The following is an 18,138-nucleotide window of genomic DNA, read 5'->3' as shown; positions in this document are numbered from 1 at the left end:
CGTTCGCGAGGCGGGGATAGCGGGCAGGGGCCGGGTCAGCCCGCGCTGGGTTTCCGGGGCTTTTTGGCCTTGGCCTGGTTCCGCGCGATCGCCGCGCGGATCAGCGCCTGGAACGCCGCCTCGTCGATCGCCTCGCCCTCGTGGAGGTCGATGGCGCGGCGGGTGTTTCCCTCGAGGCTCGCATTGAACAGGCCCGAAGGGTCGTCGAGCGCGGCGCCGTTGGCGAAGGTCAGCTTGACGGCGGATTTGTAGGTCTCGCCGGTGCAGATGATGCCGTCCTGCGACCAGACGGGCACGCCGCGCCATTTCACCTCTTCCACGACATCCGGGTCGGCGTCGCGGATCAGCCGGCGGACATGGGCCAGCGTCTCGCCGCGCCAGTCGGCCAGTTCGCGGATCTTCGCGTCGATCATGTCGGAGGCGGGGACGCCTTCCGCCGGCTCTGCGTCGTGCATGGGCTTGGTCATGGCATGTCCTCCCTTCACATCTTTTCGCCGGGCAGGCGGCTCGCCTGCTTCACCCAGGCCTCGAACTGCGCCTCGTCGAACGGGCGATCCTCATGGATATGGAAGTAGCGCACATGGGCCTGCTTCGAGGATTCCGGCGGCGGCGGATCGAGGGCTGCGCCGCGGAAGAAGGCGACCTTGACGTATTTGGTCATGCAGTGAAGGCCGAGGAACCAGCCATCCTCGTCGGCGCCATAGAGGGGCGAGTTCCATTTGACCGCCTTGCGCACCCCCGGCACCGCGCGGGTGATGATGGCGTCGAGGCGCTTGCCGACCGCGTGCTTCCATTCCGGCATGGCGGCGATATAGGCCTGCACGGGTTCATCGCCAAAGCCCTTGCGAATCTGCGGATTGCCGCCGGCGAGGAGTAGGGCTCTTGCCGTATCGTTGTCGGCCGCGGGCTTCGCGGCGGATCTGGCCGTGGCGGGCTGTCTCGCCGGCTTTTCGGTCATGGCTTCGCTCCCGATCTTGTTGTTCAACGCAGCGTTTGCCGAAAAGCATAGCGGCGGGGCGTAACATGACCAAGGCGGACTCGGCGCTATTCCGGCTTCCGAAACGTCAGGCCGTGCTCGACGGCCGCCTTGCCGAACTTGCCGCGCACCTTGTCGATCGCTGCCTCGGCCTTGGCGCGCTTGGCGGCGGCGGGGTCGACGAGATCGTCCGGATCGGCCCGCTGCGGATCGGAGAAATCCGATACCGACACGCCGATCAGGCGATAGGTGGTGCCGTCGGTCTCATGCGCCAGAAGCTGCTCGGCCGTGCGAAAAATGCGGTCGGCGAGGCGGGTCGGGTCGGCGAGCTGGCGCGAGCGGGTGCGCAGCTTGAAGTCGGAGGATTTGAGCTTCAGCGTGACGTTGCAGGCGGCGAGCTCGGCGCGCTTCAGGCGGGCGGATACCTTTTCCGACAGGCGGCGCAGGATCGGCCGGAGCGTTGCGAGGTCGGCATGGTCGTGGTCGAAGGTGGTCTCGGCGCCGATCGATTTGGCCTCGTGGCGCGGCTCGACGGTGCGGCGGTCGTCGGCGCGGGCGAGGCGGGCGAGCCGCAGGCCCATGACGCCATAGCGCTTGGCGAGGTCGCTCTCCTCCATGCGCTGCAGTTGGCCGATCGTCTTGATGCCCTGTTCGGCGAGCTTCGCCTCCAGCGCCTTGCCGACGCCCCAGATCATGCCGACCGGCTTTTCGGCCAGGAAGGTCAGCGCTTCTGCGCGGCCGATGACGGAGAAGCCGCGCGGCTTGTCGAGGTCGGAGGCGAGCTTGGCCAGGAACTTGTTGAAGGAGAGCCCGACCGAGATGGTGATGCCGATCTCCTGTTCGACGCGGCGGGCGAAGCGGGCAATGGTCAGCGCCGGCGCGGCGCCATGCAGCCGCTCGGTGCCGGAGAGATCGAGGAAGGCTTCGTCGATCGAGATCGGCTCGACAAGCGGCGTCAGCTCCTGCATCAACGTGCGGATCTGCTGGCCGACGGCGACGTATTTCTCCATGTTCGGCCGAATCACAACCGCGTCCGGGCAGAGGTCGAGCGCCTTGTACATCGGCATGGCCGAGCGGACGCCGTGGATGCGGGCGATGTAGCAGCAGGTCGAGACGACGCCGCGCTTGCCCCCACCGATGATGACGGCCTGGTCGGCAAGGCTCGGGTCGTCGCGCTTCTCGATCGAGGCATAGAAGGCGTCGCAATCGACATGGGTGATGGAGAGCGTGCCGAGTTCCGGGTGCGCGGCGATGCGCGGGCTGCCGCAGGCGCGGCAACGCGGCCCGGAAGCGGGCGTCAGGCAGTCGCGGCAGAAGCCGGCAATGGCATTGGCAGGGATCGACATGACGGCCCGGTGGCGGCGCGATGCCGCGTGAGGGGAAACTATCCGTCCGGCAGCCTGGCTGCAATTGATGCGGCGGGGCGGCGGCGCAAGGTCGCTGCGGGCCGCAATCCTCCATGCTTTCCGCCTGTTCAGTTGCGATGCGGCAGAGGCGGGTGATATAGCGAGCGGATCATTTCCGCCGTGGCCGGCGCGCTCAACCGGCTCTCAACGGCTCTTGCCAAAGGGTTCTCGCCATGTCCGTCGACATCGCCACCGTCAAGCGGGTCGCTCATCTCGCCCGGATCGCTGTCACCGAGGAGGAAGCCCAATCCTTCCAGGGCGAGATCAACGCGATTCTCGGCTTTGCCGAGCAATTGAACGAGGTCGATGTCGAGGGCGTCGAGCCGCTGACCTCGGTCGTCGCGCAGACGATGAAGAAGCGCGCTGATATCGTCACCGACGGCTTCTATGCCGATCGCGTCGTCGCCAATGCGCCGATCTCGGACGATGATTTCTTCGTCGTGCCCAAGGTCGTCGAGTGACCGCCGGGCGCTAGACGCCGACTTTTCCGAAGAGGGCGCCGCGCGTCCTCAAGCCCGGTGACGCCGCGCACCGCCTCCTGACATTCGAGATGCCGATGTCTTCGACCGACCTGACCAGCCTGACCATTGCCGAAATCCGCGACGGCCTCACCGCCAAGGCCTTCTCTGCCACGGAACTGACCAAGGCCTATCTCGCCTCGATGGAGGCGGCGCGCGCGCTCAACGCCTATATCGTCGAGACGCCGGAGCAGGCGCTCAGCATGGCGGCGGCTTCCGACGAGAAGCTGGCCAAGGGCGAGGCGCGTGCGCTGGAAGGCGTGCCGATCGGCGTCAAGGACCTGTTCGCGACCGAGGGCGTGCATACCCAGGCCGCGTCGCACATCCTCGACAGGTTCAAGCCCAACTATGAATCGACCGTCACGGCCAATCTCTGGAACGACGGCGCGGTCATGCTCGGCAAGCTGAACATGGACGAGTTCGCCATGGGCTCGTCGAACGAGACGTCGTTCTACGGCCCGGTCGTCAATCCCTGGCGCAAGGAGGGCTCCAACGCGCCGCTAGTGCCGGGCGGCTCGTCGGGCGGTTCGGCCGCCGCCGTGGCCGCGCGCCTTTGCGCGGGTGCTACCGCGACCGATACCGGCGGCTCGATCCGCCAGCCGGCCGCCTTCACCGGCACGGTCGGCATCAAGCCGACCTATGGCCGCTGCTCGCGCTGGGGCACGGTCGCCTTCGCCTCGTCGCTGGACCAGGCCGGCCCGATCGCCCGCACGGTCCGGGACGCCGCGATCCTGCTGAAGTCGATGGCTTCGGTCGACGCCAAGGACACCACGTCCGTCGACGTGCCGGTGGGCGATTACGAGGGCGCCGTCGGCCAGTCGGTGAAGGGCCTGCGGATCGGCATCCCGCGCGAATACCGGCTCGACGGCATGTCGGCCGAGATCGAGGCGCTCTGGCAGCAGGGCATCGCCTGGCTGAAGGAAGCCGGCGCCGAGATCGTCGACATCTCGCTGCCGCACACGAAATATGCCCTGCCGGCCTATTACATCGTCGCGCCCGCCGAGGCTTCGTCGAACCTCGCCCGCTATGACGGCGTACGCTACGGCCTGCGCGTGTCGGGCGAAGACATCGCCTCGATGTATGAGAACACCCGCTCGGCCGGCTTCGGTCATGAAGTGAAGCGCCGCATCCTGATCGGCACCTATGTGCTGTCGGCCGGCTATTACGACGCCTATTACGTCCGCGCGCAGAAGATCCGCACGCTGATCAAGCGCGATTTCGATCTGGCTTTCGAAGCGGGCGTCGATGCCGTGCTGACGCCGGCGACTCCTTCGGCCGCCTTCGGCCTCGCGGAAATGACGACGGCCTCGCCGGTGGAGATGTACCTGAACGACATTTTCACCGTGACGGTCAACATGGCGGGCCTGCCGGGCCTCGCCGTTCCGGCCGGCCTCGACAAGTCGAAGCTGCCGCTCGGCCTGCAGCTGATCGGCCGCCCGTTCGAGGAAGAGACGCTGTTCCGCCTCGGCCAGGTGATCGAGGATGCCGCCGGCACCTTCACGCCGTCCAAGTGGTGGTGACATGATCCGCAAGCCGGCCGATTGCACCACCAAGGCGCATATCCGCACCGAGATCGATCGGCTGGATGCCGATCTCGTCGCCTTGCTGGCGGAGCGCTTCGGCTATGTCCAGCGGATGGCCGAGATCAAGTCTTCGCCGGACGAAGCGCTGGTGCCCGAACGGGTTGACGAGGTGCTCGACCGCGTCGCCGTGGCGGCGGGGGAAGCTGGCCTCGACGAACAGCTGGCGCGCGATCTCTGGCGCCGGCTGATCGAGTGGAACATCGAGTTCGAGCGGCGCACCATCGCCGCGCGCCTCGCGCAATAGGAAATGAATCGGCGGGCCCTCGAGCCCGCCGATTTGCTTTAGCGGTTGTCCAACTGGGCCCGCACCGCGTCCAGGCCTGTCCGCGTGATGCGGTAGGGCGCGCCGTTCTGCGACGCGATCAGCCGCCGCCGCTTCAGGCGCTGGAACAGGTCGAGCGAACAATCCGTCAGGATCCAGCCGTCCCGGGTGGTGCAGTCTACCGCGATGATGCGGCCGGATTCATTCTTGCAATGGCGGATAACGCCGCCCTGAGCGAGCGCGTGCAAGACACGCTGCTCGACTTTCGAGACATTCATGATGGGATTTCGTTCAGGAATCAGGTGATCGTAGCCGCGATTCCGCGGGCCGCGCGCCGAGGGCGCGAGGACTTCAATCCCTGCCGCTTACGGGCAGGGGATCACCGGGACTGCGAAGTAGTCGACATCCAAACTCCTGAGACAGTAGAGCTTGTAATGCTGTCCATTGGCGCGGGCAAGCCAGTTTGGCATGGTAAGGGCCGCGCGTTGGCCTCCGTTGCTTCGCGGCAACGTTCGTTTGGGAGGAAGAGGATGGATCGGACACCTACCGCATCGCCGGAAAGCTTCCGCGCGACGCTTGCCGATGCCGAGCCGCCCCCGGGGCTCTCGACGCCGCTGCGGGCGCTCTGGCATCTGGAAAAGGGCGAGTGGGAGGCGGCGCACGCCCTGGTCCAGGATGACGCCAGCCGCGCCGGCGCCTGGGTGCACGCCCATGTCCACCGGATCGAGGGCGATCTCTGGAACGCGCGCTATTGGTATGGTCAGGCCGGACAGAAGGCGGGCGAGGGCGACCTCGCCGCCGAGCGCTCGACGATCCTGGCCGCGCTGCTACGGGACTGACGGGCAAATGGAAACCCGGCGGATCGCTCCGCCGGGTCCAGGATCCATGCCTCGCGGCGTGGAACCGTATCGCCTACCAGGAGCGCTTCAGCCAGACCGTGGTCGACCAGGCGTCGCCGTCGATGGCAGCCGTATCGGAATCGATCTTGTTGTAGGCAGCATCGACCATCAGGTCGAGGCCCTTGACCGGGGTGAAGTTGACGGCGCCGCCAACGCGGAAGGCGTCGAATTCGCGGTCAGCCCAATTGGTATAGTCGGCGGTGCCGTCAAACTTGGCGTAACCGACCGTGAGCGCCGACCAGACGCGATCGGTCCAGACATGCTTGTAGGACGCGAAGGTGCTCCAGCTGTCGCCGGGAACCTGATCGAGACCCTTGCCGCCCGTCATCGCGCCGTAACCGGTGTAGCCGGCAACCGACGAACCGCCCGTGATGCCGGTAAACGAGTTGCCGTTCTGGGCATAAGCCGCGTAGAGCTGGAACTTGTCGCCCTTCGTGATGCTGTCGAGCGCCAGTTCGACGATACCACCTACGGCGAAGCCATCCTGCGGGTCGCGGCGGTTGTTGACGATATCGACGGCGTGCTTGAAGTAGGCACCGGCAATCTTGGTCTTGAAGATGCCGCTGCTATAGGTCACGGCGCCGATGACGTCCGGCATGTTGTCGTTGCCGCCATACGTCTCAGAATAGCCGACAGCGTTACGATCGCGCGGATCTTCGAGCGAGACGGCGAGACCGAAGCCGTTCACCGTATAGGAAAGCTCGATGTGGTCGGTCTTGGTGTCCGACGAATAGCTGCCCTTATCCGTGAAGCCCTGGCCGAAATCGAACAGCGAGTTCGAAGTAACCGGCCTTGACCGGCCCGAACTGCAGCCAGGCGGTGTCGACATAAGCCGAATTGGTCGAGGCGTTGACGTAGTCCGCGAGCGTCTCGCCGCCGTCGGCGGTGTTGCCGGTCTTGGCGCGGTAATCGATCCAGCCGGTCAGATTGCCGTATTCGGTGATCGACGAAGCCGTGACCTGAATGGAGGCCTCGGTGACGAAGTTACCCCAGTTGCTGGTCGGGTATGCCTTGTTATAGGCGGGGAAGTTTGAAGAGTTGTCACCGAACGAGGTGATGAACTTCACATAGCCGCCGACCTTGATGCAGGTGTCGGTGCCGGGCGAATAGAAGAAGCCCTTGCCGAAGGCGTCGCAGACCTTCACGTAGTCGACCGGTTCGGCGACGGTGAGATCGGCGGCATTGGCTGCGCCAGCGACCATGATCGCGGCCGCGGAGCCGAGAATTACAGACTTAAACGTCATTTCTGACCTTCCAAAATTGGGAGGGTACAAATGCGCAGCCGCTCCGGCCCCGTGCTGACCCGCAGATCAGACCGGTGCGACAGCAAAGCGCCCCAGACCCCCATTCCTGTTGGCCGTCGCGCATCCGTGTTTCGGACACTGCGTACGGTGCCGGCTGCGACCCCTCGCGGCTGGCACCGGCAACCTAGCCACCGCACACTATGGTGCAACGCAAAAGCAGCGACATTTGAAGTATAACGGTTTTATGAATTTCACTAGTGGCTTAATTATCCCGACTTATGCATCATTTTGCCGGCTCTTCATAATTATGATGAAAATCTATATTTTAGAATCTATGTATATATCTAATTGACCCGATCTGCTTCACAAAAATGGACAAGCCGCAACAGTCCTTGCGAGGTATGCGCGGCAGAATCAACATGATTCCCAATGTTGCCATGTTTGATTCAAGCTTTCGCCACGATCCCTTTCGCGCTCTCGTGCCGCAGAGTTAACCACGATATTGCGCGTGACGATCATAGCAAGTAATGCGGTTTACCACGCCGTCTCACTGTATTGCGATGCGATAAATAATTCAAAATTTGAAATGAATGGCAGTTAGATCGGGGAGAATCCATGCTTGATTCGGCCTCTGCTGTAAGATTGTCGCGTTATTATTTTAGTTTCCTTGAAACCTTCCCGGGATAGTTAGCGTTACATCGTCCTAAGGGTGGGCTTTGTGTAACGTGCAGCAATGGAGGGCTTCATGATCGGACTTCGAATCGCGGCCACATCGGCAGCGTTGCTGATGGGAACCATGCTGGCGCCGGCTTACGCCGACGGCGGTCTAGGCGGTGTCGTCAGCGGCGTTACAGGAGCCGTCGGGGGAACCGTGTCCGGTGTGACCGGAGCGGTGGGCGGAGCCGTCGGTGGCGGTCTCGGCTCCACGGTCTCCAATACAGGCAATGCCGTGGGTGGAACGGTTGCCGGTGTGGGCAATGCCGTCGGCGGCACCGTCAATGGCGTCACCGGCGCCGTGGGCAACACCGTCGGGAGCGTCACGGGCGGGCTGACCGGCAATACGTCCGGCACCTCGTCCATGAGAAACACCTCGCGGTCGACGCTGCTCTCCGGAATCGACGCCCGCGTCGATGTTCTGTCCAAGCGCGAACTGGTCCGGCTGTGCCTCAGTGTCGGCGGGCAGGCGGGCTGCGGCGGAAGCCGTGAACAGGTCGTCCAGCTTGTCGATGCCAGGCTCAAGCTCCTCTCCAAGGACCAGTTGGCCAATGTCTGTGTCAATGTCGGCGCAAGCTGCGGCGGCAAGGACGCCCGAGGCGGCACTAGGATCACCGCCAATGTGCTCGGCAAGAACGGCGTTGCCAATGCCCGCGTTCGGTCCAGGCTGATCGGCGGCATCAACGCCAAGGCGGCGGTGCTGTCCAAGAAGGAACTGGCGAAGGTCTGCCTCAATGCCGGCGGCGGCTCCGCCTGCGGCAGCGGCGATCGCAGCCAGATCCTGGGCGTGCTGGATACGCGGCTGGCCGTGCTTCAGCCCGGCCGTCTGCTCAATCTCTGCCTGAGCGTCGGTGGCTCGTGTGGCTCCGGCACAGGTGGTCCGGGAGGCCCTGGTGGCCCCGGAGGTCCCGGAGGCCCTGGCGGACCGGGAGGCCCTGGCGGTCCCGGTGCCGGCAATCCCGACGGCCCGACCTCTGTTTCCGACAGCGGCCTGAGCGGGGCGGACAAGCAGGCCCTTCGCAACAAGTGCCCGACCATCCTGCGCAACCCGTTCACCTTCGACGCAGACCTGGTCAAGCTCTGCAAGATGGCGCGCAAGATCTAACCGGTAGCTTGTGAAAACAAGAGAGCCGCCGCATCCCTCGATGCGGCGGCTTTTGTTTGGGAGGGACGTTTGGGGCCGGTCAGGTCTGCGCCTTGCCGGACGCCATGCGGGCGATCATCAGCGCGCCGAGGATGATGGCGCCGTAGATTGCCTGGATCCAGAACGAAGGCACCTGCGCCAGCGTCAGCAGGTTCTGCACGACGCCGAGCAGCAGCACGCCGGTGAGCGCGCCGAACATGGTGCCGCGCCCGCCATCGAGCGAGATGCCGCCGATCACAGCCGCGGCGAAGACCGTGAAGATCATGCCATTGCCCTGGTTGGCGCTGATGGCGCCGACATAGCCGGTGATCACCAGCCCGCCGACCGCCGCCAGCATGCCGGCCAGGATGTAGACGCCGATGGTGATGCGCTCGACCCGGATGCCGGCGGCGCGCGCCGCCTCCGGATTGCCGCCGATCGCGTAGAGCGCGCGGCCCAGCCGGTGATAGCGCAGCACGATGCCTGCGACGAGGAAGGCGAGCGCCGCCAGCCAGACCGCCAGCGGCAGGCCGAGGATGGTGATGATCATCAGCGCGTAGAAGGCATCCGGCAGGTCGAACAGGGTTCGCCCGCTGGTGGCCCCGACCAGCATGCCGCGCAGGATGATCAGCATGGCGAGCGTCACGATGAAGGCGTTCAGCGTGAAGCGGACGACGAGGATGCCGTTGATCAGGCCGATCAGCGCGCCGACGCCGATGACGATCAGGATGCCGACGAAGGTCGGCAGCTCGACCCCGAAGCCGTTATTGGCGACGGGAAGGACGAGCAGGGCGCCGATGGCCGGGGCGAAACCGGCTGTCGATTCCAGCGACAGATCGAACTTGCCGGTGATGATGATCAGCGATTCCGCCAGCACCACCAGCGCCAGCGCGGCAGAGGAGGTGAGGATGGTGTTGATGTTGCCCTGGGTCAGGAAGGCCGGGCTGATGAAGGCGCCGATGATGATCAGGATCACCAGCGCCGGCAGCAGCGCCAGGTCATGCAGGCGGATCATCGAGCGGCGCGGCGCGGGCTTGCCGCTAGCACCGAGCGTCGCCGCCGTGGCTGTAGGTTGCGTGTTCATGCGAGCTCGATCCCTTCGATGGAGGCGACGAGCGCATTGTCGCTCCAGCCTGCCTTGTGTTCCGCGACGACCGATCCGTGCTGCATCACCAGCACCCGGTCACAGGTTCTCAGATCCTCGATCTCGCTACTGACGACGAGGATGGCCTTGCCCTCCTGCCGCATCCGCTCGATGACGGTCAGCAGCGCTTCCTTCGACTTGACGTCGACGCCGGCGGTCGGGTCCATCAGGACGAGGACGGACGGGTCGTTGGCGAGCGCGCGGCCCATCACGACCTTCTGCTGGTTGCCGCCGGAGAGGCCGGAGACCAGCTGGTCGGGCCCCTGGGTGACGATTCCGAGCGAGGATATCGTCCGGTTGGTCAGTTCCGACCGACGCTTCGGCGCGATGAAGCCGAAGGGGCCGAGATGGCGGTTCACCGTCATGATCGCGTTGTCGGCAACGGATTGCGACAGCACCAGGCCCTGGTCGTGCCGGCTCTTCGGCACGCAGCCGACGCCAAGCTCCAGCGCCGCGGCGACATCGCCGGAGGGCAGGGTCTTCTGGTCGATGCGGATGGTCCCGCCGCTATAGGGCGACAGGCCCGCAACGGCTTCGGCGAGGCCGATGCGCCCGCCGCCGGTCGGTCCCGAAAGGCCGACGACTTCGCCGCGGCGGATGTTGAAGCTGACGTCCTGGAAGTCGTCGCCGGATACGCGGTCGATCTCGAGCGCCACGGCGGCGCTTTCCGGCACGGTGCGGCCGGCGGCGTCGGAGACGCCGAGATGGACATGCTCGCCCGTCATCGCCTCGATCAGCCGATCCTTCGGCAGGTCGGCGACCGGCGCGGTGATGATGTGGCGCGCGTCGCGCAGCACGGTCACCGCCTGACAGATTTCGTAAACTTCCTGCAGATGGTGCGAGATGAATAGGAAGGTGACGCCGGCCGCCTGAAGCTCGCGGATGCGGGTGAACAGGCGCTTGATCTCGTCGCCGTCCAGCTGTGCCGTCGGCTCGTCGAGAATGATGAAGCGGGCGCCATAGGAGAGGGCGCGGGCGATCTCGACCAGCTGCCGCGCCTCGATGCGAAGGTCACCGGCGCGGGCATCTTCCGAGACATTGACGCCCCACTGATCCAGCACCTCGCGGGCGCGACGGCGCAGCGTCGACCAGCTGATGAAGCCGCGCTCGGTCGGATGGCGGTTGATGAACAGGTTTTCCGCGACCGTCAGGTCGGGAATGATCGTCGAGTGCTGGTAGACGCAGGCGACATGCTTGCGCCAGCCTTCGCGGTCGGAGATGGCCGGGGCCGGCACGCCGGAGAACAGCACCTGGCCGGAATCCGGCGCGCGCAGGCCGGTCAGGATGCCGACCAGGGTCGACTTGCCGGCGCCGTTGCGGCCGACCAAGGCGTGCGACTCGCCGGCGAAGACCTTGATATGCGCCTCGTGCAGCGCGGTCGTCGGACCATAGCGTTTGGAGACGCCACGAGCCTCGACGATCGGAATGGTGGTGGCGTCAGGCGGCTGCATGGTGCCCCCGTCCGGCGTCGAGAAGGAAGAGAAACTGCATCGGGGTCTCCGGAGTCCGGGAGGCCTGACCCATGCCGAAGGCATGGATCAGGCTTATGAAAACCTCACGCCAAGTGCATGATTTCGTTCGAAATCACACCCTTAGAGCTGGTTGCCCCAGAAGCTCTTGTCGTCGACGTTTTCCTTGGTGACGAGCGGCGCCGAGAGCTGGTCCTCCAGCACACCGGGGCGCACTTCGAGGATGGTGCTGTCGTGGTCGGTCGGGCCGGCGGCAAACGTCTTTCCGGCCATCGCTTCCTTGAGATACTGGATGCCGTACTTGGCATAGAGATCGGCAGGCTGCGAAACCGTGGCGTCGATCTCACCCTTGCGGATGGCATCGAATTCCTGCGGGATGCCGTCATTCGAGACGATGACGATGTGGCCGGCTTCGCCGGCGGGCTTCAGCAGGTTCTTGCGCTTGAGGGTCTGCAGGGTCGGCGCCAGGAACACGCCGCCGGCATGCATGTAGATCGCCTTCAGGTCGGGCTGCGCGTTGAGCAGCGCATCGAGACCGGCGGCGGCGTCCTCACCCGACCAGGCCTTGGTCGGGATCTCGAGCAGCTTCAGGTTCGGATAGTTCTTGGTGATGCACTCGCGGAAACCGTTGCCGCGATCGCGTCCGTTGATCGAGGCCTGATCGCCCATGATCTGGACGACGGGGCCTTCCTTGACGTTGTCGCCGATATATTTGCAGGCCTTCTCGCCATAGGCGAGGTTGTTGGCGCGCACGACGATCGCCACCGGGCCGGCATCCGGCGCGACGTCGACGGCCACGACCTTGGCGCCGGCCTTCTCGGCCGCCTTCAGCACGGAGCCGGCGGCGGCGGATTCGAACGGCGAGAAGATGATGCCCTTGGCGCCGAGCGACAGCGCGTTCTGGACGCCGGTGATCTGCTTGGCGGTGTCGAACTCGGAATTGAAGGGCTCGAGCAGGTCGACGCCCTGCTTCTTCGCTTCCTCGACGATGTACTTGTTGTACGAGGTCCAGAACGGCGAGGTCAGCGTCGTCAGATCGACGGCCACCTTCTCACCTTCGGCCTTGGCCGCACCGGCGCCAAGCAGGGTGGCCAGCATTGCCGCGCCCAGAATAGGGGCGGTCTTCTTCAGCATCTTCATGTGGTTTCCTCCCACGGGTTCATTCACGCAGTCCCGTGCCGCGGAGCGTCCGGTTGATCCGGTTTGTCGTTTCCGCGGCGACGTCCTCCTCCGACATCGCGCTTCACCTCGGCTGTCGTCCGCCTCAGGCGCGGACCGGAAAATCCTCCGGTGCGCGCGACATCATGGCGTCCCGGCTCGCGGCCAGATGGGCCTTGAGCGCCGAGACCGCCTGTTCGGCATCGCCGTCCGCCACCGCCTCGACGATCGCGGAATGCTCCTGCCGCGTCCGTTCCAGCGTGTAGCTCTTCAGCGTGAAGTTGCGGATCGTCTGGGTCTGGCGCTGGATGACGCGATGCCAGCTGGCGATCGTGTCATTGGCGCCGAGCTGGACGATCAGCTCGTGAAACTCGCGGTCGAGGCGGATGGCATCGACCAGCGCCTCGTCATTCTGCTTGGCGACCTCGGTCATGTGCGCATCGAAGATGGCGCGGAGCCGGGCGACGAATTCCGGCGTGGCGCGGCCGGCGGCGATGCCCTTGGCGATGGCGTCCAGCTCGACCAGCATCCGCGCCTCGAAGATTTCCTCGATCGCGGCCGGGGTGAAGCGTCGCACGATGGAGGAGCGCCGCGCCGTGCCCTCGACGAGCCCGTCGCGCTCCAGCATCGCGATCGCTTCCTTGACCGGCGTCTGGCTGATCAGGAGCTCTCCCGCCAGCTGTTCGGCCAGCAGGCGTTGGCCCGCCGGCAGGCGTCCGGAGACGATCTGGCTCCGCAGCTCCTCATAGGCCTGTTCTGCGAGTGTGGCGCGCTTCAGCTTCGGCATGCCGCAACGATAGGCTTGGATTTACTCGCCACGCAATAAAAAATTTTATGTTTCATTTAGACAGGCGATGGGCTAGCAGCGTTAAGGAGAAACGGGATTTTTGAGCAGAGCCCCCTCGCCATGCCGAACCCTTTGCCTGATCTTGCAACCGCTGCGAGCGCGACGGACAGCCGACTGCTTTTGCTGTTCGAGGACGACAATGTGCTGGTCGCGCGGATGCGGATCCGGGCTGGCGAGTGCCTCCTCGTCGCGGGAACCGAGGTGATGCTCGCCGCCGACCTGCCGCTCGGCCACAAGCTGGCGCGGCGCCCGATCGCGGCCGGCGAGAAGATCGTCAAATATGGCGCGCCGATCGGCACGGCGACGGAAGCGATCGCCATCGGCACGCCGGTCCACGTGCACAACGTCAAGAGCGACTACACGCCGACCTATCATCTGATGGACGCGGACAAGCCGGGAGCGGGCGCATGAGCATGGCTGTCGCCACAGGGACCGCGGCGTCCGTCCCATCCAGGGTCGCCCAGACGGAAACCATGCGCGGCTGGCTGCGCAGCGATGGCCGCAAGGGCATCCGCAACACGGTCGTTGTCGCCTATCTCGTCGAATGCGCCCATCACGTTGCCCGCGAGATTGCGATCCCGTTCCGCGAGCACGACGTGCATGTGATCGGCTTTCCCGGCTGCTATCCCAACCCTTATGCCGAGCGGATGATGGAGCGCCTCTGCACCCATCCCAATGTCGGCGCGGTGCTGCTGATCTCGCTCGGCTGCGAGAGCTTCAACAAATACGCGCTGGAAAAGAAGGTGCGCGACAGCGGCCGGCCGGTGAAGACCATCGTCATCCAGGCCGCCGGCGGCACGCGCAAATCCATGGCCGAGGGCAGGGCCTTCGTCGCCGAGCAGCGCGCGGCACTGGACGATGCGCCGACGGTTGAAATGGATCCGAGCGAACTGATCATCGGCACGGTCTGCGGCGGTTCGGACGGCACGTCCGGCATCTCCGGCAACCCGGCCGCCGGCCGCGCCTTCGACCAGTTCGTCGAGGAGGGTGCTGCCTGCATCTTCGAGGAAACAGGCGAACTGATCGGCTGCGAGCACATCATGGCGGCCCGTGCCGTGACGCCGGAACTGGGCGCCATCCTGGAAGCCTCGGTCGCCAAGGCGGCGCGCTATTACGCGACGCTCGGCTATGGATCGTTCGCCGCCGGCAATGCCGAGGGCGGGCTCACCACCATCGAGGAAAAGTCGATGGGCGCCTATGCGAAGTCAGGCGCCTCGCCGATCTCCGGCCTGATCAAGCCGGGCGACGTGCCGCCGCATGGCGGGCTCTATCTGCTCGACGTGGTGCCGGATGGCGAAGTGCGCTTCGGCTTCCCCAACATCAACGACAATGCCGAAATCGCCGAACTGATCGCCTGCGGCAGCCATGCCGTGCTGTTCGTGACCGGGCGCGGCTCGGTCGTCGGCTCGGCGATCTCGCCGGTGGTGAAGATCTGCGCCAACCCCGAGACCTATCGCCGGATGGAGGACGACATGGATGTCGACGCCGGCCGGATCATCGAGGGCCGCGCCAGCCTCGACGAGGTCGGCCGCGAGATCCATGACCTGGTCGTCGACCTGGCGCGCGGCAAGCGCACCAAGTCGGAGGAACTGGCGCATCAGGAATTCGTGCTCGGCTACAAGAGCTTCGAGCCGATCGGCCCGGCCTGCCTGCCGGTCTGACATGGAAGAAAAGACATCGGGGAGGATGTTTTGACCGATCTGACCGCCCGTCTGGAGGCCTGCTACACCGGCGTCGTGCATGACGTGATGCGCGCCATGGGATTGCGCGATTTCACGCTGCCGGCCGAGATGCGCCCGATCATGCCCGAGCGGACGCTGGCCGGCCCCGCCTTCACCATTGAGGGCCGTGCCGATCCGGACGCGGACGGACACGAGACGCTTCTGGCCTGGACCGGCCTGCTTTCCAAGGCGCCTTCCGGCTCGATCTGGGTGTCGCAGCCCAACGACCGCATCGTCGCGCATATGGGCGAGCTTTCGGCCGAGACGCTGAAGAACAAGGGCGTGCGCGGGGCGATCGTCGATGGCTTCATCCGCGATACCAATTTTCTGCTCGAAATGGGCTTCCAGACCTGGTGCCGCGGTTTCACGCCGCGCGATATCGTCGGGCACTGGTTGCCGGTGGCGACCGACGTGCCGATCGTGATTGGCGGCATCGACATCCGCCCGGGTGATTATTTCCTCGGCGATCGCGATGGACTGGTCCGTATTCCGGCCGAGCATCTTGCCGAAGTCGTCGAGCGGGCCGAGACTGCGATCTCGACGGAAAACCTCGTCCGCAAGGCGATCCTCGCCGGCACCGATCCGCAACAGGCATATCTGAAGCATGGCAAATTCTGATCTCGCGACGGTCGAGCCGTTGCACCCGCTGCTCGCCGAAGGGGTGCAGGCGCGCCAGACTCGGCCGGCTTTCCCCGATATCGGGCCCGAGGCGGCGAAGGCGCTGTTCGAGGCAATGCAGGCGAACACCAGCGGGCAGCCGGAAGTCGCCGCCACCGAGGAAACGACGGTCGCCGGCGCCGAAGGCCCGCTTTCGGCCAGGATCTACCGCCCCGAAGCCAGCGCGGAAAAGCCGCCCCTCATCGTCTATCTGCATGGCGGCGGCTTCGTGCTCGGCAGCTACGACACGCATGACCGCAACGCCCGCCGCCTGGTCAACGCGACCGGCGCGCTGGTGGTGTCGGTCAACTACCGGCTGGCGCCGGAAGCGCCGTTTCCAGCCGGCGCGAATGACGCCTTCGCGGCCGTGGTCGATCTCGTCGGGCGGGCCGCCGAACTGGGCGTCGATCCCGAGCGCATCTTCCTCGCCGGCGACAGCGCCGGGGCAACGCTGGCGATCGCCGCCATCCTTGCCGGCCGCGATGGCCGCGGTCCCGATCTCGCCGGGCTGGTCGCCTTCTATCCCGTCACCGACATGACGGCGATCGGGGCGGGCGTTTCCTACGAGGCGTTCGGCGACGGCTCGGTCGGCCTTTCCGAGTCGGACATGATCTGGTTCCGCAACCTCTATGCGCCCGATCCGGCCGACTGGAACGACCCGCGCTGCTCACCGCTCACCGCCGAGCTTGCCGACCTTTCCGGCTTCCCGCCGACGCTCGTCATTACGGCTGCCTATGACGTGCTGGCGGAGGATGGCGCGCTGTTCGCCGCGCGGCTGAAATCGGCCGGCGTGGCGACGACCTATCTGCATGTCGAGGGCGTCAACCACGGCTTCATCGGCGCCCCCAACCCGCCGCCGCCGACGCTGGCGACCTATGAGGCGGTGGCGGACTGGATGAAGTCGCTGGGGTGATCTGATCTAAAGAAGACCCTCGCCCGCTTGCGGGAGAGGGTAGGGTGAGGGTCTTGCTTGATCCTAAAACCGCCGCGCCATGGTCAGTCCGCCGGAGGGAAGTTCGTCGGAGATGACCGGGGCGAAGCCGAGCTTGCGGTAGAAGGCGATCGCCGAATGGTTGTGCGGGCTGACGTCGAGATGCATGCCGGGCGAGCCGGCATCCTTGAGCGCCGTCATCAGATGCTCGAAGCCCAGCCTGCCCCAGCCGAGACCGCGCGCCTCGGGCAGGAAGTCGACATGGCCATGCGACGGGTAGGGGTGCAGCGCCGGCGGATAGAGATAGGGCGGCCGGTGGATCAGCCGGCGCACCCAGTCGCTGCCGGACCAGCGGTTTTCGTCATCGCCCGGATCCATGACGCGGGCGCGGATGCGCGACAGCCAGTCGCGCTCCATGCGCAGGTAGAAGTCCGGCGTGTCGAGCGCGCCCATGACATAGCCGGCGACGCCGTTCGGCCCGTCGAGCACGAAGGCGAAATCCGGCTGCAGCACCAGATAGGGGCCGATGAACATGTGGCCGAGCGCGTCGGGATCGTCCTCGCGATCCGTCGCGTCCCGTCCGGCATTGCCGGTCTTCAGGCAGACCCGGTAGACGGCCGGCATGTCGGCCAGATCGGCCGGGCGCAGGCGGAAATCGTCGCGGGTCAGGGTGGTCATTTCGGTTCCGTCGGCGGAGGAGAAACGGCCGGGAAAAGCTCCCGGCCGCGATGGTCGAGGGCGATCAGGCCAGCGTGCGCCCGCCATTCACCGCAAGCGTCTGGCCGGTGATGAAATCGGCGGCGGGCGACGCCAGGAAGGTGACGATCCCCGCGATGTCGTCCGGCACGCCCTGGTGGCCAAGCGGCACCAGGCGGCGATAGTCCTCGAGTTCGTCGGCCGTGGTGTCGGAATGGCGCTCGACCGGAATGAAGCCCGGCGCCACGAGATTGACGGTGATGCCCTCGGGCCCCAGTTCGCGCGCCCAGGAGCGCGTCAGCCCGACCATCGCCGCCTTGGCGGCGACGTAGTGGCCGAATTGCGGATTGCCCATGTCGACCACTTCCGAGCCGATATGGATGACGCGGCCGGCATGGCGCACGCGCCAGTCGGGAAGCACCGCCTGCAGCAGGAGGAGCGGCGCCTTGACGAAGAAGCGCAGTTGGTCGAGGTGGTCGTCCCAGGTCTGCTCCTCGATCGGGATCAGCGGTTGCGGGCCGGTGGCGTTGTTAACGATCACGTCGACCGGGCCGATCTGGCGGTCGATCTCGGCGATGCCGTGGCGAACGCTGGCCTTGTCGGTGACGTCGAACTTGAAGGCGGCGGCCTTGCCGCCCGCGCTGGTGATGGCGTCGACGACGCTGCCGGCGCCCCGGTCGTCATGTGCGAAGTTGACGGCAACCGTCCAGCCGGCGGCGCCCAGTCCCTTTGCGATCGCTGCACCAAGTCCGCGCGACGCGCCCGTGACAAGTACTACTCCCACAATCAT

Annotated in this window: 21 protein-coding genes; 9 read left to right on the top strand and 12 right to left on the bottom strand. The window is 65.7% G+C overall.

Annotated features, from left to right (window positions below; all coding sequences use genetic code 11):
* Positions 1–35: 35 nt before the first annotated feature.
* The 3 genes from ACHMWQ_RS16810 to ACHMWQ_RS16800 all read right to left on the bottom strand — a co-directional run bounded on the left by ACHMWQ_RS16810 (position 36) and on the right by ACHMWQ_RS16800 (position 2,322).
* Positions 36–467: a DUF1801 domain-containing protein gene (locus ACHMWQ_RS16810; protein WP_396308336.1), complete on the bottom strand. Its 432-nt coding sequence runs from the start codon at positions 465–467 to the stop codon at positions 36–38.
* A 14-nt stretch (positions 468–481) separates the two neighbouring features.
* Positions 482–958, bottom strand: a complete 477-nt coding sequence (locus ACHMWQ_RS16805) for a DUF1801 domain-containing protein (RefSeq protein WP_396308335.1) — start codon at positions 956–958, stop codon at positions 482–484.
* A gap of 86 nt (positions 959–1,044) precedes the next feature.
* Positions 1,045–2,322 (bottom strand): DNA polymerase IV, encoded by a 1,278-nt coding sequence (locus ACHMWQ_RS16800; protein ID WP_396308334.1) that lies wholly within the window; start codon positions 2,320–2,322, stop codon positions 1,045–1,047.
* A gap of 233 nt (positions 2,323–2,555) precedes the next feature.
* Here ACHMWQ_RS16800 and gatC point away from each other — a divergent pair, with 233 nt between their 5' ends.
* From gatC to ACHMWQ_RS16785, 3 genes are all read left to right on the top strand, one after another.
* The gene (gene gatC / locus ACHMWQ_RS16795) at positions 2,556–2,843 is read left to right on the top strand and encodes an Asp-tRNA(Asn)/Glu-tRNA(Gln) amidotransferase subunit GatC (protein ID WP_354549606.1); all 288 of its coding nucleotides are present in this window, start codon (positions 2,556–2,558) and stop codon (positions 2,841–2,843) included.
* Between the two features lie 95 nt (positions 2,844–2,938).
* A complete protein-coding gene (gatA, locus tag ACHMWQ_RS16790) occupies positions 2,939–4,420 on the top strand; it encodes an Asp-tRNA(Asn)/Glu-tRNA(Gln) amidotransferase subunit GatA (protein ID WP_396308333.1) in 1,482 nt (493 codons plus the stop codon).
* A gap of 1 nt (position 4,421) precedes the next feature.
* Positions 4,422–4,727, top strand: coding sequence for a chorismate mutase (locus ACHMWQ_RS16785; RefSeq protein ID WP_396308332.1), 306 nt, complete (start codon positions 4,422–4,424; stop codon positions 4,725–4,727).
* Positions 4,728–4,765: 38 nt separating this feature from the next.
* Here ACHMWQ_RS16785 and ACHMWQ_RS16780 read toward each other — a convergent pair whose 3' ends face one another.
* Positions 4,766–5,023, bottom strand: a complete 258-nt coding sequence (locus ACHMWQ_RS16780; RefSeq protein ID WP_396308331.1) for a YjhX family toxin — start codon at positions 5,021–5,023, stop codon at positions 4,766–4,768.
* Between the two features lie 252 nt (positions 5,024–5,275).
* On the opposite strand from ACHMWQ_RS16780, the gene ACHMWQ_RS16775 reads away from it, so the two are divergent.
* A complete protein-coding gene (locus tag ACHMWQ_RS16775; protein ID WP_396308330.1) occupies positions 5,276–5,584 on the top strand; it encodes a hypothetical protein in 309 nt (102 codons plus the stop codon).
* A 73-nt stretch (positions 5,585–5,657) separates the two neighbouring features.
* Here ACHMWQ_RS16775 and ACHMWQ_RS16770 read toward each other — a convergent pair whose 3' ends face one another.
* Positions 5,658–6,473 (bottom strand): porin, encoded by an 816-nt coding sequence (locus ACHMWQ_RS16770; RefSeq protein WP_396308329.1) that lies wholly within the window; start codon positions 6,471–6,473, stop codon positions 5,658–5,660.
* Complete coding sequence (locus ACHMWQ_RS16765) at positions 6,385–6,888, bottom strand: porin (protein WP_396308328.1); 504 nt, start codon at positions 6,886–6,888, stop codon at positions 6,385–6,387. Before ACHMWQ_RS16765 ends, ACHMWQ_RS16770 begins: the two co-directional genes overlap by 89 nt.
* Positions 6,889–7,633: 745 nt before the next feature.
* On the opposite strand from ACHMWQ_RS16765, the gene ACHMWQ_RS16760 reads away from it, so the two are divergent.
* Complete coding sequence (locus tag ACHMWQ_RS16760) at positions 7,634–8,707, top strand: hypothetical protein (protein WP_396308327.1); 1,074 nt, start codon at positions 7,634–7,636, stop codon at positions 8,705–8,707.
* Between the two features lie 79 nt (positions 8,708–8,786).
* On the opposite strand, the gene ACHMWQ_RS16755 is transcribed toward ACHMWQ_RS16760, so the two are convergent.
* From ACHMWQ_RS16755 to ACHMWQ_RS16740, 4 genes are all read right to left on the bottom strand, one after another.
* Positions 8,787–9,809 (bottom strand): ABC transporter permease, encoded by a 1,023-nt coding sequence (locus ACHMWQ_RS16755; protein WP_396308326.1) that lies wholly within the window; start codon positions 9,807–9,809, stop codon positions 8,787–8,789.
* A complete protein-coding gene (locus ACHMWQ_RS16750) occupies positions 9,806–11,320 on the bottom strand; it encodes a sugar ABC transporter ATP-binding protein (protein ID WP_396308325.1) in 1,515 nt (504 codons plus the stop codon). The genes ACHMWQ_RS16755 and ACHMWQ_RS16750 overlap by 4 nt, the downstream gene beginning before the upstream one ends.
* Before the next feature lie 141 nt (positions 11,321–11,461).
* Positions 11,462–12,478, bottom strand: coding sequence for a sugar ABC transporter substrate-binding protein (locus ACHMWQ_RS16745; protein WP_354549589.1), 1,017 nt, complete (start codon positions 12,476–12,478; stop codon positions 11,462–11,464).
* Positions 12,479–12,602: 124 nt separating this feature from the next.
* Positions 12,603–13,283, bottom strand: coding sequence for a GntR family transcriptional regulator (locus ACHMWQ_RS16740; RefSeq protein WP_354549588.1), 681 nt, complete (start codon positions 13,281–13,283; stop codon positions 12,603–12,605).
* A gap of 120 nt (positions 13,284–13,403) precedes the next feature.
* Between ACHMWQ_RS16740 and ACHMWQ_RS16735 the strand changes: the two genes are divergently transcribed.
* Genes ACHMWQ_RS16735 through ACHMWQ_RS16720 form a run of 4 tightly spaced genes read left to right on the top strand, consistent with a single transcriptional unit; the run spans position 13,404 to position 16,634 of the window.
* Positions 13,404–13,754 carry a UxaA family hydrolase gene (locus tag ACHMWQ_RS16735; protein ID WP_396308324.1) on the top strand — a complete coding sequence of 117 codons (351 nt, stop codon included), beginning with the start codon at positions 13,404–13,406 and terminating at the stop codon, positions 13,752–13,754.
* Positions 13,751–15,004, top strand: a complete 1,254-nt coding sequence (locus ACHMWQ_RS16730) for a UxaA family hydrolase (protein ID WP_396308323.1) — start codon at positions 13,751–13,753, stop codon at positions 15,002–15,004. Before ACHMWQ_RS16735 ends, ACHMWQ_RS16730 begins: the two co-directional genes overlap by 4 nt.
* A gap of 30 nt (positions 15,005–15,034) precedes the next feature.
* Positions 15,035–15,682, top strand: a complete 648-nt coding sequence (locus tag ACHMWQ_RS16725) for an RraA family protein (RefSeq protein ID WP_396308322.1) — start codon at positions 15,035–15,037, stop codon at positions 15,680–15,682.
* Positions 15,669–16,634 (top strand): alpha/beta hydrolase, encoded by a 966-nt coding sequence (locus ACHMWQ_RS16720; protein WP_396308321.1) that lies wholly within the window; start codon positions 15,669–15,671, stop codon positions 16,632–16,634. Before ACHMWQ_RS16725 ends, ACHMWQ_RS16720 begins: the two co-directional genes overlap by 14 nt.
* 63 nt (positions 16,635–16,697) lie before the next feature.
* Here the strand turns inward: ACHMWQ_RS16720 and ACHMWQ_RS16715 are convergent, their stop codons facing one another.
* Together ACHMWQ_RS16715 and ACHMWQ_RS16710 are read right to left on the bottom strand one after the other, a co-directional pair.
* On the bottom strand, positions 16,698–17,330 hold the full coding sequence (locus tag ACHMWQ_RS16715; RefSeq protein ID WP_396308320.1) for a GNAT family N-acetyltransferase: 633 nt from the start codon (positions 17,328–17,330) through the stop codon (positions 16,698–16,700).
* A gap of 64 nt (positions 17,331–17,394) precedes the next feature.
* A complete protein-coding gene (locus ACHMWQ_RS16710) occupies positions 17,395–18,138 on the bottom strand; it encodes an SDR family oxidoreductase (protein WP_354549576.1) in 744 nt (247 codons plus the stop codon).

It is taken from the genome of Kaistia sp. UC242_56, from assembly GCF_044452255.1.
Taxonomy (GTDB): Bacteria; Pseudomonadota; Alphaproteobacteria; order Rhizobiales; family Kaistiaceae; genus Kaistia; species Kaistia defluvii_A.
The sequence above is the reverse complement of the archived record's forward strand: the minus strand, read 5'-3'. Positions and strand labels throughout refer to the sequence as shown.

Coding starts and splice junctions, on each gene's coding strand:
- ACHMWQ_RS16810 (WP_396308336.1), bottom strand. CDS start 467: ATGACCAAGCCCATGCACGACGCAGAGCCGGCGGAAGGCGTCCCCGCC.
- ACHMWQ_RS16805 (WP_396308335.1), bottom strand. CDS start 958: ATGACCGAAAAGCCGGCGAGACAGCCCGCCACGGCCAGATCCGCCGCG.
- ACHMWQ_RS16800 (WP_396308334.1), bottom strand. CDS start 2,322: ATGTCGATCCCTGCCAATGCCATTGCCGGCTTCTGCCGCGACTGCCTG.
- gatC (WP_354549606.1), top strand. CDS start 2,556: ATGTCCGTCGACATCGCCACCGTCAAGCGGGTCGCTCATCTCGCCCGG.
- gatA (WP_396308333.1), top strand. CDS start 2,939: ATGTCTTCGACCGACCTGACCAGCCTGACCATTGCCGAAATCCGCGAC.
- ACHMWQ_RS16785 (WP_396308332.1), top strand. CDS start 4,422: ATGATCCGCAAGCCGGCCGATTGCACCACCAAGGCGCATATCCGCACC.
- ACHMWQ_RS16780 (WP_396308331.1), bottom strand. CDS start 5,023: ATGAATGTCTCGAAAGTCGAGCAGCGTGTCTTGCACGCGCTCGCTCAG.
- ACHMWQ_RS16775 (WP_396308330.1), top strand. CDS start 5,276: ATGGATCGGACACCTACCGCATCGCCGGAAAGCTTCCGCGCGACGCTT.
- ACHMWQ_RS16770 (WP_396308329.1), bottom strand. CDS start 6,473: ATGTCGACACCGCCTGGCTGCAGTTCGGGCCGGTCAAGGCCGGTTACT.
- ACHMWQ_RS16765 (WP_396308328.1), bottom strand. CDS start 6,888: ATGACGTTTAAGTCTGTAATTCTCGGCTCCGCGGCCGCGATCATGGTC.
- ACHMWQ_RS16760 (WP_396308327.1), top strand. CDS start 7,634: ATGATCGGACTTCGAATCGCGGCCACATCGGCAGCGTTGCTGATGGGA.
- ACHMWQ_RS16755 (WP_396308326.1), bottom strand. CDS start 9,809: ATGAACACGCAACCTACAGCCACGGCGGCGACGCTCGGTGCTAGCGGC.
- ACHMWQ_RS16750 (WP_396308325.1), bottom strand. CDS start 11,320: ATGCAGCCGCCTGACGCCACCACCATTCCGATCGTCGAGGCTCGTGGC.
- ACHMWQ_RS16745 (WP_354549589.1), bottom strand. CDS start 12,478: ATGAAGATGCTGAAGAAGACCGCCCCTATTCTGGGCGCGGCAATGCTG.
- ACHMWQ_RS16740 (WP_354549588.1), bottom strand. CDS start 13,283: ATGCCGAAGCTGAAGCGCGCCACACTCGCAGAACAGGCCTATGAGGAG.
- ACHMWQ_RS16735 (WP_396308324.1), top strand. CDS start 13,404: ATGCCGAACCCTTTGCCTGATCTTGCAACCGCTGCGAGCGCGACGGAC.
- ACHMWQ_RS16730 (WP_396308323.1), top strand. CDS start 13,751: ATGAGCATGGCTGTCGCCACAGGGACCGCGGCGTCCGTCCCATCCAGG.
- ACHMWQ_RS16720 (WP_396308321.1), top strand. CDS start 15,669: ATGGCAAATTCTGATCTCGCGACGGTCGAGCCGTTGCACCCGCTGCTC.
- ACHMWQ_RS16715 (WP_396308320.1), bottom strand. CDS start 17,330: ATGACCACCCTGACCCGCGACGATTTCCGCCTGCGCCCGGCCGATCTG.
- ACHMWQ_RS16710 (WP_354549576.1), bottom strand. CDS start 18,138: ATGATTGTGGGAGTAGTACTTGTCACGGGCGCGTCGCGCGGACTTGGT.